General features: G+C 69.4%; 12 protein-coding genes. 6 read left to right on the plus strand and 6 right to left on the minus strand.

From position 1 onward, the window contains the following. Positions 1-23 precede the first annotated feature (23 nt). Positions 24-557, minus strand: a complete 534-nt coding sequence (locus tag BW730_RS15065; RefSeq protein ID WP_077686981.1) for a hypothetical protein — start codon at positions 555-557, stop codon at positions 24-26. Between the two features lie 143 nt (positions 558-700). Between BW730_RS15065 and BW730_RS15070 the strand changes: the two genes are divergently transcribed. Further along, positions 701-1,798, plus strand: coding sequence for a VanZ family protein (locus BW730_RS15070; protein WP_077686982.1), 1,098 nt, complete (start codon positions 701-703; stop codon positions 1,796-1,798). Between the two features lie 2 nt (positions 1,799-1,800). Here BW730_RS15070 and BW730_RS15075 read toward each other — a convergent pair whose 3' ends face one another. The 4 genes from BW730_RS15075 to BW730_RS15085 all read right to left on the minus strand — a co-directional run bounded on the left by BW730_RS15075 (position 1,801) and on the right by BW730_RS15085 (position 5,470). Then, entirely contained in the window at positions 1,801-2,742 is a 942-nt protein-coding gene (locus tag BW730_RS15075) for a 1-phosphofructokinase family hexose kinase (RefSeq protein ID WP_077686983.1), read from the minus strand. A 214-nt stretch (positions 2,743-2,956) separates the two neighbouring features. Next, the gene (locus BW730_RS19530; RefSeq protein WP_226996846.1) at positions 2,957-4,411 is read right to left on the minus strand and encodes an MFS transporter; all 1,455 of its coding nucleotides are present in this window, start codon (positions 4,409-4,411) and stop codon (positions 2,957-2,959) included. Then, complete coding sequence (locus BW730_RS19535) at positions 4,408-5,025, minus strand: MFS transporter (protein ID WP_226996847.1); 618 nt, start codon at positions 5,023-5,025, stop codon at positions 4,408-4,410. The genes BW730_RS19530 and BW730_RS19535 overlap by 4 nt, the downstream gene beginning before the upstream one ends. Continuing rightward, positions 5,018-5,470 (minus strand): MarR family winged helix-turn-helix transcriptional regulator, encoded by a 453-nt coding sequence (locus BW730_RS15085; protein ID WP_077686984.1) that lies wholly within the window; start codon positions 5,468-5,470, stop codon positions 5,018-5,020. The genes BW730_RS19535 and BW730_RS15085 overlap by 8 nt, the downstream gene beginning before the upstream one ends. 128 nt (positions 5,471-5,598) lie before the next feature. Between BW730_RS15085 and BW730_RS15090 the strand changes: the two genes are divergently transcribed. After that, a complete protein-coding gene (locus BW730_RS15090) occupies positions 5,599-7,224 on the plus strand; it encodes a serine/threonine-protein kinase (protein WP_077686985.1) in 1,626 nt (541 codons plus the stop codon). Here BW730_RS15090 and BW730_RS15095 read toward each other — a convergent pair. Continuing rightward, positions 7,221-8,627 (minus strand): CCA tRNA nucleotidyltransferase, encoded by a 1,407-nt coding sequence (locus tag BW730_RS15095; RefSeq protein ID WP_077687683.1) that lies wholly within the window; start codon positions 8,625-8,627, stop codon positions 7,221-7,223. The genes BW730_RS15090 and BW730_RS15095 overlap by 4 nt on opposite strands. A gap of 150 nt (positions 8,628-8,777) precedes the next feature. On the opposite strand from BW730_RS15095, the gene BW730_RS15100 reads away from it, so the two are divergent. The 4 genes from BW730_RS15100 to BW730_RS20530 all read left to right on the plus strand — a co-directional run bounded on the left by BW730_RS15100 (position 8,778) and on the right by BW730_RS20530 (position 12,974). Continuing rightward, on the plus strand, positions 8,778-9,650 hold the full coding sequence (locus BW730_RS15100; protein WP_077686986.1) for a mechanosensitive ion channel family protein: 873 nt from the start codon (positions 8,778-8,780) through the stop codon (positions 9,648-9,650). 62 nt (positions 9,651-9,712) lie between these two features. Then, a complete protein-coding gene (locus BW730_RS15105; RefSeq protein WP_077686987.1) occupies positions 9,713-10,282 on the plus strand; it encodes a hypothetical protein in 570 nt (189 codons plus the stop codon). 174 nt (positions 10,283-10,456) lie between these two features. Further along, positions 10,457-10,699 carry a hypothetical protein gene (locus BW730_RS15110; RefSeq protein ID WP_145952912.1) on the plus strand — a complete coding sequence of 81 codons (243 nt, stop codon included), beginning with the start codon at positions 10,457-10,459 and terminating at the stop codon, positions 10,697-10,699. Further along, entirely contained in the window at positions 10,692-12,974 is a 2,283-nt protein-coding gene (locus BW730_RS20530; RefSeq protein ID WP_077686989.1) for a transglycosylase domain-containing protein, read from the plus strand. The genes BW730_RS15110 and BW730_RS20530 overlap by 8 nt, the downstream gene beginning before the upstream one ends. Positions 12,975-13,011: the final 37 nt, after the last annotated feature.

Below are 13,011 nucleotides of genomic sequence, written 5' to 3' on the forward strand. Positions count from 1 at the left end.
GGGCGGGCCTTCAGGTGGTCGTCCTAGCGTGACGCGTCGCGGCGCGCCCGGATCGCCAGGGTGGCGAGCGCCGCGAGGCTCAGCCCGGCGGGCACCATCCACCACGGCGAGTACGGCGCCCCGGAGATGAGGTAGGCGTCGGCGAGCGCCATCGCGGGCCCTCCGCTTGCGAACCAGTAGGTCACCGCGGAGAACGCCACCAGGCCGAGCAGAAGCCCTGTCGACGTGGTCCTGGAGAGCGACGAGCGCGCCGTCTGCGCCAGCACCGCGGCCCCGAGGACCAGCGGTAGCGCGAGGGCCGCGAACACCGTCGGCACCGACATCGACTCGCCGCTGGCCGTGACGCCCGCGTAGATCTCTGCGAGTCCTCGACCCGGGATCGCGGCCAGCGGGTTCAGCACCAGCACCTGGAGGGCGGAGATGACGGCGTGGGCGACGAGTACCGCGGCCAGCGCGACCTGCGCAGGCCCGAGGCCACGCGCGGCGGGGACCACAAGGGCCGACGGGGCGTGCGCCGTCGGCGTTCGGCGTCGCCAGGTTGTGGTCGCGTCGGTCATGGTGCACCTCCAGTGTTACCCCGATGCTAGGACGAGGGACGCCTCACTGCCGAGCGACCAGGGTCGCGACCGCATCGTCCCCTGGTCGACGGTGCTGCCGCCCGCGTTGAACCGGGCAGGGCGCGTCGGGTTTACTCGCTGACGTGATCGACGCCTGGACGCAGCCCGCCATCGTCGCCGTCCTGCTCGGCGGCGTCGGGTTCGTGGCGCTCTTCGTCCCGATCCTGGTGTGGGAGTCGCGCCGACACGGCCAGATCCGCGTCGACCGGGTGATCGGCGCCGCGATGGTCGCCGTGTTCGCGGTGGCGCTGCTCGCCTACACGCTGCTGCCGTTCCCGGACAAGGAGTGGTGCTCGACCCACCGCCTGCCGGGCCGCAACCTCGACCCGCTCGAGGTGGTCCGCGACAACCTCGACTACCTGCGCGAACACGGGGCTCGACGCCTCCTGCGCAGCTTCGTGTTCCTGCAGGCAGCGCTCAACGTCCTGCTGTTCGTGCCGTTCGGCGCGCTGGCGCGCCGCTACTTCGGCATCCGCGCCGGGTGGACGATCCTGCTCGGCTTCGCCACCTCCGTGCTCATCGAGGCCGCCCAGGGCACCGGCGCCTTCGGGCTGCTGCCGTGCCGGTACCGGGTCGCCGACATCGACGACGTGATCCTCAACACGCTCGGCACCGTCATCGGCGCCGTCGCCGCGCCGCTGCTGCTGTTCTTCGTCACCGACGCCCGCGCGACGGCCCGCTCGAGGGGCCACGCGCGGCAGGTGACGCGGCGCCGTCGCCTCATCGGGATGCTGATCGACGGGTTCTCTTTCGTCGTGCTGCCCGCGGCGGTCCTGATCGGCTATCGACTGGTCGACACGCTCCTGCTCGGAGCGCCGGCCACCTCCGACGACGCCGGGGCCAGCGCCGTCGCGACCCTGGTCGGCTTCGTCGTGCTCCTCGTGCCGACGCTGGTCGGCTCGGGGGCCTCCGTCGGGCAGCGCGCCGTCTGGCTGGAACCGGAGTGGGAGGCTCGGCCGCGAAGGGCGCTGCGGTCGCTGTGCGGGTTCGGTGGGTGGATGCTCGTCCAGGTGCTCGCGTCGATCCCTGGGTTGCCGGACGTACTGCGGACCCCGCTCGACCTGCTCAGCGTCGGGCTCGCCGTGGCCGCGGTCATCGCCGTCCTCGCAGACCCCTCAGCGCGCGGCCTGTCCTACCTTGCCTCCAGGGCCCGCATCGAGGACTCCCGCGAGGCCGACTAGCCTCAGCCGGCGGTGAACTCGACCAGCGACCTGTTCTCCATGGCGCGCGCAAGCAGGGCGTCGCCCGTCTTTCCTGCCACGTGCGCCGCCGCCGCGGCAAGGCCGTGCCGGATCCACTCGCGGCTGTCGTCGCCCGCAACCATGCCCCAGACGAAGCCCGCGACGAACGCGTCGCCCGCCATCACCGACTGGATGGGGGACTCGACGCGGCAGGTGCCGGTGATCCGGTCGCCACGCTCGTCAAGGAAGGCGACCCCGCGAGCGCCGAGCGACACCAGCGGAACCCTCGCCCCGGCGTCGCGAAGCACCTCCAGCGCCGCCCCGACGCGGTCGTCGGCCGCCTGGACGGCGGGGATGGCCATGATCTCGTCGTCGTTTGGCTTGAAGAGCGTGACCCCCGACACGTCCAGCGCGTCGAGCAGTGCGTCGTTCTGCGCGTCGACGATGACGTCGGCGCCTCGCTCGATGAGGCCCGCGGCGAGCGCAGCCCAGGTGTCGGACGGCAGCCCCTTGCAGGTCGACCCGTTGAGCGTGACGATGTCGCCGGTGCGCGTGTCGGCGAGCACCGCTTCGACCATCGGGGCGACGTAGAGCGGGTCGTCGAGCACGTAGCCCTGCGCCATGAAGTGCGCCGCGACCTTCTCGCCGGTGGCGTCGATCAGCGTCAGGTTGTGGCGCGCCCGGCCGGGAACGGTGAAGAGGCGGTGCTCGATGTGCTCGTTCGTCAGCCGCGCGGAGAACTCCGCCCTGTCCGGTTCGCCGATCAGGCCGTAGGCGATGGTCGGGAGGGCGAGCGCCACGGCGGTGCGGGCGCAGGAGATGCCCTTGCCGGAGCAGACGGCGTCGAACTGGTGCTGCGTCCCCCGTCCTCCCCAACTCAGGCCGCTGACGGTGTAGTAGTCGTCGTAGCCGGTGTTCATGGTGACGGTGCGAAGGGTGCGCATGTTCCTCACCCTAGCCGCGGGGGTCGCGGCTAGGGCTCTGGGTGCTGGCCGGGTCGCGCGGCGGGGTCGCGTTGAGCAGCATCCAGTGTTGGTTGCCGATGTGAACGTGCAAACGTGCTGCCCAGGGCAACGAACAGCGAATGCTGCTCAACGCCCTGCCCGCCCCACGCCTGCTGGCAGGAACGGTCGGGCGGGTCGGGCGGTGGGGTGCGGGTCAGATGGCCGGTTCGGCCGACGGGGTCAGGCGCGAGCCGCGGCCGGAGATGTCGGCGAGGAAGGCGACCGCGAGGTCGGTGGCGGCCTCCTGAAGGCGCGACACGTCGACCGCCTCGTGCTGCTCGGCCACCGTCGGTTCGACGCTGCCGACCACGGCCGCGCGGTCGACGTCGGACAGCACGGTCGCGAGGTCGATGCGCAGCGCGGGGGAGAGGATCGAGCCGCCCTTGACCTTCGACGCGACCTCCGCGGCGTACTTCTCGCGTTCGGCGGCGACCTCGGGGTCCTCGGTGACGAGCATGTCTCCAGCGAGGTGCAGCAAACGCTGGCCGCGCTCCAGGTCGCCCGAGCCGATCTCCTCGACGGCCCTTCGCAGCATCACGTGCGACGGCTGTTGCGACTGTTCGGCCATCAGGTGGAAGCGGTAGCCCATCACGCGCTCGCGGGAGCGGGCGCCGGTCGTCGACGCGGAGTGGAACACGGGCACCACGTCGCCCTCGTGCGCCGACGTCTGCGCCATCGAGTCGAGCATCTCCTTGCCTGGATCGTCCAGCGTGTCGCGCAGCGGCAGCGCCTTGATGAACAGCGTGGCCAGGAACTGGATCGCCAGCAGCGGGTAGAGCAGCATGAACACCCAGTGCAACTGCTCGGCCAGCCCCTGACGCACCGCGTCGGCGACCGCGGGAGGCAGCGACGTCAGGGCGGTCGGGTCGAGCACCGAGCCCGCGTCGAGCCCACCCTCCGGCATGGCGTCAGCCGCACCGGGAGGCAGGTGCTTCACGATGGCCTGCTGCAGGCCCGCGTTCATCACGGTGCCCATCACAGCGACGCCGACCGTCGAGCCGACGTTGCGGAAGAACTGCGTCGACGCCGTCGCCACGCCAAGGTCGCGTCGGGTGGCTGCGTTCTGGATCACCAGCACGTACTGCTGCGACACCATGCCCATGCCGATGCCGAGCACCACCATGGACGCCGAGAGTTGGAAGGGCGTCGAGTTGTGGTCGAGCCGGGTCAGGAGCGCGACGCCGATGCCCATGAAGACGATGCCCGCGAGCATGATCTCCTTGTAGCGGCCGGTGCGGGTGACGATCTGGCCTGTCACGATGCCCATCACGACGAAGGTGATCATCAGCGGCATGAGGATCAGCCCGGAACTGGTCGCGTTGACGCCGAGCACGCCCTGTGCGTAGACGGGGATGTAGATGATGGCGCCGAACATCAGCATCGCGAAGGCGAACACCGCGACGTTGGTGAGCGTGAAGATCGACGAGCGGAACAGGCGAAGCGGAAGTACCGGCTCCTCGGCGCGGGTCTCGATGACGATGAACAGCGCGAGCAGCACCGCGCCCGCCACGTACAGGCCGATGATGATCGCCGAGCCCCACGGGTAGGTGGTGCCGCCCCAACTGGTGGCGAGCAGGACCGCGACCAGCGCGACGCTGAGCGTCGTCATGCCAGCGACGTCGACCTTCGCTTCCCGCGGGTGTGCGGCGGGTGCAGGAACAGCGCGACCAGCACGAAGGCGGCGACGCCGACCGGAAGCGCCGCGAAGAACAGCCAGCGCCAGCCGAGGTTGTCGGTGATCACGCCGCCGGCGAGGGGGCCCGCGACGGAGGTGAGGCCGAAGACGGCGCCCATCAGGCCCTGGTACTTGCCGCGTTGGCGGGCGGGGATGATGTCGCCGATGATCGTCTGCGACAGCGGCATGATCGTGCCCATGCCCATGCCCTGGATGGCGCGGCCCGCGACCAGAACCCAGAAGTTCTCGGCGAAGCCGCTGACAAGCGAGCCGGCCATGAAGATGGCGAGGCCTGCGAGGAAGAACGGCCTGCGCCCGTACTGGTCGGAGAGTTTGCCCGCGATGGGGACCACGACGGCCGACATCAACATGGCGGCGGTGGCGACCCACGAGTAGTGGTCCATGCCGCCGAGTTCGGCGACGATCCGCGGCATGGCGGGCCCGACGATCGTCTGGCTGATCGACGCGGCGAACATGCCGATGATCAGGCCGATGAAGACCCGTTTTGCCTCGGGTGAGAGACGGAAGGTCTCGGTTTGCTCAGACACGTGGCTCCTTTGTGGCCAGGCCGCGTTGGGCCTCAAGCGTTTCGTTCAGATGTGCGAGCAGTCGGGCGAGGTCGGCGCGCTCCTCGTCCTCCCACTCGTCCAGGGCGTCGGTGACCGTGCGCACGCGCCGTGCGCGTTCGCCCTCCACCATCTCCACGCCTGCGCCCGTCAGGCGCACCAGTTGAGCGCGGCCATCGTCGGGATCGGGGATCCGCTCCGCGAGGCCCGCGTCGCACAGTTGGGCGATCCGGCGCGAGATGGTCGACTGGTCAAGCCCGACGACGCCGACCAGGTCGGTGCCGCGTCGGGGGCGCGCCGCGATCGTCAGCATCAGCGTGTACTGGATCGGCGTGAGCGCGGGCTTGATGGGTGAGTTGTGGTTGGCGTGCCCGATGTTGGTGAACAGGCGGAACAACTCCTCCGACAGTCCCTGGTTTATGTGCATGCAGCAAGCATATATCCATCAACGCCTTTCACTGAAATCTCAACTATCGGGCGGGGAGCCGACCGGCGGATAGACTCCGAGCGGATGTCCGATGCCCGCCGTGACGCCACCCACAGCCAAGGAGAGTCATGTCCGACCGCGTCTCCCACGAACCGGGCGGCCTCGTGCCCGGCTTCGACCTGGGGGCTGCGATCGGCAAGGGCGGGTTCGCGACCGTCTACCGCGCGAGGCAGGGTTCGCTCGACCGCGACGTCGCCATCAAGATCGACTCCCGGGTGCTCGACGACGAACGCAACCGGCGACGCTTCCTGCGCGAGGCGACCGCGTCGGCGCTGATCTCCTCGCACCCGCACGTCGTGTCGCTGATCGACGCAGGCACGACCCGCGACAACCGCCCCTACCTGGTGATGGAACTGTGCGACAACGGGTCGGTCGGCCAACTCGTCAAGCGAAGCGGTCCGATGCCCCCGCCCGACGTGCTTGAGCTAGGCATCGCGATCTCCAGCGCGCTGGCGGCCGCGCACGAGAAGGGCATCCTGCACCGCGACATCAAGCCGTCCAACATCCTCATCGACCCGTACGGCACCCCACGGCTCGGCGACTTCGGCCTGGCTGCGCTTCCCGCGCACGGCGAGGCGTCCGTCACGCTCGAGGCGCTCACCCCTGCCTACGCGGCGCCCGAGGCGTTCGAGCAGGCCACCCCGTCGAAGCGCGCCGACGTGTGGGCGCTTGGCGCGACCCTCTACTCGGTGCTGACCGGATACGCGCCGCGGCAGAAGGACGACGGGTCGCCGCAGACGGTCGCCGAGATCATCCAGTCGCTCTACCGACCGCTGCCAGCCGCCCCGCACGTCGCGGGCGCCGACCCGCTGCTCGACATCATCTGGCGAGCCACCGCCCCGCAGGCCGACCAGCGCTTCGCCGACGGCGCCGAACTGCACTCCGCGCTCCTTGAGCTGCGCGGCCAGCTCGGCAGGCCGCACAACGTGCTCGCGGGGGCCGAGGTGACCCGGATGACGCCGGGCCTGCAGCAGCAGCGGTTCCCGCTCGCCCCGTCGGGCGGTTCGGGGAATGGGCAGCGCCCGCCGCTGCAGCCGCCGCCGCTCGGGGCGCCATCTCCGGCACCGATCGCCCAATTCGCCTCGATCGACGGGCCGACCCGACCGCGGCGCGCGTGGCCGATCGTGCTCGGCGTGCTGCTCGCCGTCGCTCTCGGCGGCGGGGGCGTTGCCATCGGTCGCCAACTCGTCAACGGTCCGCTGCAGTCGGCCGAGGAGCCGCCCGCGCGCACGGACACCAACAAGCCTGCTGGCAGCCAGACGCCCGACGGCACGACACCGTCGCCGGAGCCCTCGATGTCGCCCAGCCCGGCGATCTCGCCCCAGCCGAGCGGGGCCGACGACTACGGCAGCATCGCGCCCGCCGAGCCGATCTGCTTCGGCGGACTCGTCTCCATCAGCGGGTACTACACCTACCGCGAGGCCTCCTGCGCCGACCCGCACCCGTGGGAGGCGTACCGGATGGGCTCGCTGACCGACGACGTCGCGTCGGCCAATATCGACGACGTGCTCGAGGATCCCGCGGTCCAGGCGACCTGCACCAGCGAGGCGCTCGAGGAGTACACGGGCCTCGGCATCGCCGAGGTGGACCTGCAGGTGCTTCCGCCCTCGGAGGCGGCGTTCGCCACCGGCAGTCGGATGTTCTACTGCGTCGCCTCGGCCGGGTCGGACTCGACCGGCTCGTTCAAGCGCTAGGCGTTGCGCTCGGCCCACCAGGCGCGCAGCACCTCGACGGCCTCGTCCTCGGGGATCGGGCCGTGCTCGGTGCGATGCTCCAGCAGGAACGCGTAGGCCTGTCCGACCTCGCGGCCCGGCTTCAGGCCGAGCACCTCCATGATCTGCGTTCCGTCGAGATGGGGACGCAGCGCGTCGAGTTCCTCCTGCGCCGCCAACTCGTCGATGCGCCACTCGAGTTCCTCGTAGGCGCGACGCAGGCGCGTGGCGCGCTGCCGGTTGCGGGTGGTGCAGTCGGCGCGGGTGAGCATGTGCAGCCGCTCCAGTTCGTCGCCCGCGTCGCGCACGTAGCGACGCACGGCCGCATCGCTCCAGCTGCCGTCGGAGTAGCCGTGGAAGCGCAGGTGCAGGTCGATCAGCTTCGCGACGGACTTCACGACGTGCGTCGGGTAGCTCAGCGCCTTGAGGCGCTTGGTGACCAGCTTCGCGCCGACCACGTCGTGGTGGTGGAAGGTGACCTTCGCCCCCTCGAAGCGGCGCGTGGCGGGCTTGCCGATGTCGTGCAGCAGCGCCGCCAGCCGGTTGACGATGTCTGGCTCGTGGCCGCGGGCCTTCTCGAGCTCGATCGCCTGGTCGAGCACCGTCAGCGAGTGCTGGTAGACGTCCTTGTGGCGGGCGTGCTCGTCGACCTCGAGTTGCAGCGCGGGAAGTTCCGGAAGGAACCGGTCGGCCAGGCCGGTGCGAACCAGCAGGTCGATGCCCTCGCGCGGCTCGTCCGTGAGCAGCAGACCGGTCAGCTCGGCCTGGATGCGTTCGACCGACACGATGTCGATGCGCTCGGCCATGTCCTTCATCGCCGTGACGACGTCGGGGGAGACCGTGAAACCGAGTCGCGCGGCGAAGCGGGCGGCGCGCAGCATCCGTAGGGGGTCGTCGGAGAAGCTGACCTCTGGGGTCGACGGGGTGCGCAGGATGCCGTCGGCGAGGTCGTCGAGGCCGCCGTACGGGTCGACGAAGGCCTTGGTCGCCAGGTTGATGGCCATCGCGTTGACGGTGAAGTCGCGGCGGATCAGGTCGCCGTCGATGCTGTCCCCGAAGGCCACCTCTGGCTTGCGGGACTCGCTGCGGTACACGTCGGCGCGGAAGGTCGTGACCTCGATCTGCCACTGCGCCCCGTCGGACTTCTTGAGGGCCCCGATGGTGCCGAACTCCTTGCCGATCGCCCAGGTGGTCGGCGTGAACTGCTTCAGGAGCGCCTCTGTCTGGTCGGGTGAGGCGGAGGTCGTGAAGTCCAGGTCGTGGCCGAGGACGCCGAGCAGCGCGTCGCGCACAGAGCCGCCGACGAGGTAGATCTCGTGGCCCGCGTCGGTGAAGAGCCGGCCGAGGTCGTCGATGACCGGCGCGATGCGCAGCAGTTCCTGCATCGCGTTGGTCTGGGCTTGGGTCAGGCTGGGCACGGGGGTAAGTCTACGCGGTCGCCGATGGGAGGGGCGCCTCGACGCCGCCCCGGGGCCGGTCGTCCGCGGCAGGGAGCGGCGTCCCGAGATCCGGGCGGCGCCTGGCAGGCTGGTGCCATGGACGACTTCTGGGACAAGTTGCTGATGAGCGGGATCGTGGTGGCGATCGCGCTGGTGTTGAGGTTCGTGCTGCTGTTCGCCATCCGGCGGACCGTGCGAGCCCTCACCGTCCGCTCCGTCCCGGCCACGGGAGACGACGAGCAGGGCTCGCGGACGCGCAAGATGCTCGACAAGGCGGCCGGGCTGTCGTCTGCCCGCCAGAAGCAGCGCCTGGCCACCCTCGGGTCGCTGCTTCGCAACGTGGTCGACGTGGTGCTCGTCCTCATCACTCTGCTGACGGTGCTTGCCATCTGGGGCGTCCCGATGGCGCCGCTGATCGCCTCTGCGGGCGTCGGAGGCGTCGCGCTCGGGTTCGGGGCGCAGTCGCTCGTGAAGGACTACCTGTCCGGGATCTTCATGCTCACCGAGGACCAGTTCGGTGTCGGCGACCTGATCAAGGTCGGCGAGCTGACGGGCACCGTGCAGGAGGTGACGCTGCGGGTCACGAAGCTGCGCGACCCGTCCGGCACCGTCTGGTACGTCCGCAACGGTGAGGTGCTGACGCTCGGCAACGTGTCGCAGGGATTCTCCACCGCCGTCATCGACATCCCCGTCGCGATCGACGCTGACCCCGAACAGGTCCAGGCGGTGCTGCGCAAGGCCGTCGGGTCGATGGCGCAGGAGCCTGAGTGGGCCGAGAAGCTGCTCGAGGAACCGAAGGTGCTCGGCGTCGGGTCGATGTCGGCGGGCACCATGACGATGCAGATCAGCATCAAGACGGGCCCCGACCAGCAGTGGGGCCCGACCCGTGCGATCCGAGAGCGCGCCCAGCGGGCGCTGGCCGAGGCGGGCATCCGCGGCCCGATCCTGCCAGGAGCGACGCTCACTTAGGCCTTCCCATCTGCCGCTGGCCTGGGGCGATGCAATAGTGGGCCACGCGTGAGGGAGGTGCCATGCGCAGGAACGCGCTGAAGAACATCAGGGGCGGCTCGCAGACCTGGTGGGTCGCGACCATCGCCTCGGGGTTCGTGACGCTGTTCTCGACCGGGTACGCGGTGGTGGCGGCGCGCACCCTCGCCGACGCCGTCGGATCGCTGATCCTGCCGTGCATCGTCGGCTCGCTTTTCACGATCCTGTTGGCCAAGCACCCGAGGATCGCACCGCACGCGCTCGACTCCGACGCGATGCTCATGCCCTGGGTGATCCGCCTGTCGATGGGGCTGCTCACCGCCGGTTTCGTCGCGATGGGCGTCGCGGCGGCGATGTCGGGCAAGGAAGGTGGCCTCCTGGTCGCCGTCGTGACGGGCCTGTTCGCCGCGATCTTCGCGTTCCTCATCGTGCGGACCTGGAACGGCACGTTCCGGGTCAGCGGCGAGACCTTCGGCATCAGACTCAACGAGGCGCCGGCCGAGCATCCGTGGCTGCGGATCGAGCCTGGTCGCCATGACGCCGCCGACCCGTCCCTGCCTGAGGACGAGTGGCCGGCCTACGACCCACGGCATCAGGGACGCCAGGAACGCTGACGCCCGTCCCAGGTCGGGCCAGCGGTGGCGCCGTTCGGCGCCTCGCGGATCGAGGTCGAGGCGCCGCAGACCCGCCCAGGGTCGGGTCCGAGAGTGCCGCTTCGACGACCGTGGTCGGAGCGTTCAGCACCCCAGGAGGACGGGGTTTTTGCCGTCCGCGCTTACCCTGGAAGCATGTGGTCCACGCGCGAACGACGATTTTTCGCGCCGCAACGACGAGCCGAACCCGGCTCCGTGCGGCCGTCGTCGAGCGCATCCTGCGCCGCTGACGGCGACGCCCACGACCCCGTGAAGGTGGTCGTTGCGGGCGTCGACGCGGCACGCGCCAAGGGGCGCCACATCATCGAGACAGGCTCACCCGGGCACGCGGAGCGCGCAGCGGGCAGAGAGACCAAGGGCGAGGACATTCATGGCTAAAGCAGGCAAGGCGAAGCGCAGCAAGAAGACGAAATCGCGCGCCAGGAGGATCTGGGGGCGCATCGGCGTCACCTTCCTGGTGCTGTTCATCGTGCTCGGGGTCGGCGGCATCGGCACCGTCGCGTACCTCTACACCACGACCAAGCTTCCCGACCCCAACAGCGACTTCCAGACGCAGACGACGTTCATCTACTACCAGGACGGCAAGGAGCAACTCGGCTCGCTCGCCGTCCAGAACCGCGTCAACCTCTCGTACGACGAGATGCCGCAACTGGTGAAAGACGCGGTCGTCGGGGCCGAGAACCGGAGCTTCTGGGAGGATCCCGGCTTCTCCGTGACAGGCATCCTGCGCAGCGCCTGGTCCATCGCGACCGGAGGCGAGGTGCAGGGCGGCTCGACCATCACGCAGCAGTACATCAAGATCTTGTACCTCGACTCCGAACAGACCATGAAGCGCAAGGTCAAGGAGTTGATGCTCGCCACCAAGATGGGCCGCGAGATGACCAAGGAGCAGATCCTCGAGGGCTATCTCAACACCATCTACTTCGGACGCGGCGCCTACGGCATCCAGGCCGCCGCGAAGTCGTACTTCCTCAAGCCCGCGAGCGAACTGAGCGTCGCCGAGTCGGCGGCGTTGGCCGCCATCCTCAACAACCCGGCGGGGTTCAACCCGTCGGGCGGTCAGGAGAAGCTCGACCGGCTGTACGGGCGCTACAAGTACGTCCTCGACGGCATGCTCGAGATGGGTGCCATCACGCAGGCGCAACACGACGAGGCGTACCCGAAGCTGCCCGAGTTCCCGGAGGTGCCGGTGAACAACCGCTACGGCGGCACCAAGGGCTTCCTGATCCGTGAGGTCGAGAAGGAACTCGGCTCGCTCGGTTTCTCGGAGGCCGAGGTCCAGGGCGGCGGGCTCAGGGTCATCACGACCATCGACAAGTCGATGCAGGACGCCGCCGTCAAGACGGCACAGCAGTACACGGCTCAGGCCGCGGAGAAGGCGAAGGGTGATCCCAATCCGGCCGACCTGCACGTGGCGATCGCCTCCGTCGACACCGCCAGCGGAGCCCTTCTCGCGCAGTACGGCGGGGCCGACTACGTCGCCAACAGCCGCAACTGGGCGACCACGGATCGACCGGCCGCTTCCACGTTCAAGACCTTCGCCACCGTCGCGGGCTTGCGCAACGGCTTCTCGTTGAGGTCGGTCTTCAACGGTGACACGTTCACGCCCAAGGGCGACTCCAAGCCGATCCGCAACGAGTTCAGCCACCAGTACGGCCCCGTCACACTCCGCAAGGCGACCGCTGATTCGATCAACACCGCGTTCGTCGACCTCACTACGCAGATGGACGACGGCCCGAAGCAGGTCATCCAGGCGGCCAACGACGCGGGCGCTCCGACCGCCGCCGGCTGGGACCCCGTCAACCGCGTCGCGATCGGTTCCGCCGAGGTGAGCCCCACCAACATGGCCAACGCGTACGCGACGCTCGCCAACTCCGGCAAGCGCAACGCCGTCCACATCGTCTCGAAGGTGCTGGACCGCAACGGCCAGGTCATCTACGAGGCCAAGAAGGCCGACGAGCAGACGATCGACCAGAACGTCGCCGCGAACGTGACCGACTCGCTCACCTCGGTGGTCGAGGAGGGCACCGGCCGCCGCGCCGCCTCCCTTGAGCGCCCCGTCGCAGGCAAGACCGGCACCAACGGCGTCGACGACGCAATCACGTCGGCCTGGTTCGTCGGGTACACCAAGCAGATCTCCACCGCGGTGATGTTCGTGGCTGGAGACAGCGGCAACGAGGATCTCGAGGTCTACAAGCGCCCGCAGGACTCGACGTTCTTCGGGTCGTCGTACCCGTTGATGACCTGGGTCGACTTCATGAAGGCGGCCTCGGATGGCATGCCCGTCCAGGACTTCGACGAGGCAAAGCCGATCAAGGCGCAGAAGGGTGAGGTCGAGGAGACCAGGCGCCCGACCGCGAAGCCGACTGAGAAGAAGTCCGAGACCCCCACTCCGACGCCGACCCCGACGAAGGAGCCCACGAAGGAACCGACGAAGGAACCGACCAAGGAGCCGACGAAGGAGCCGACGAAGGAACCGACCAAGGAACCGACGAAGGAGCCCACTAAGGAACCGACCAAGGAGCCCACGAAGGAACCGACCAAGGAACCGACCAAGGAACCGACCAAGGAACCGACGAAGGAACCTGGCGGCGGCTCGACCAACGGCAACGGGAACGGCGCCGGTCAGGGCGCGGACGGAACCATCGGCTGACCGAACGCGTCGCCTGGTCCGCTCGACCGGTTGGCAC

The sequence above is a fragment of the Tessaracoccus aquimaris genome (genome assembly GCF_001997345.1).
Lineage (GTDB): Bacteria > Actinomycetota > Actinomycetes > Propionibacteriales > Propionibacteriaceae > Arachnia > Arachnia aquimaris.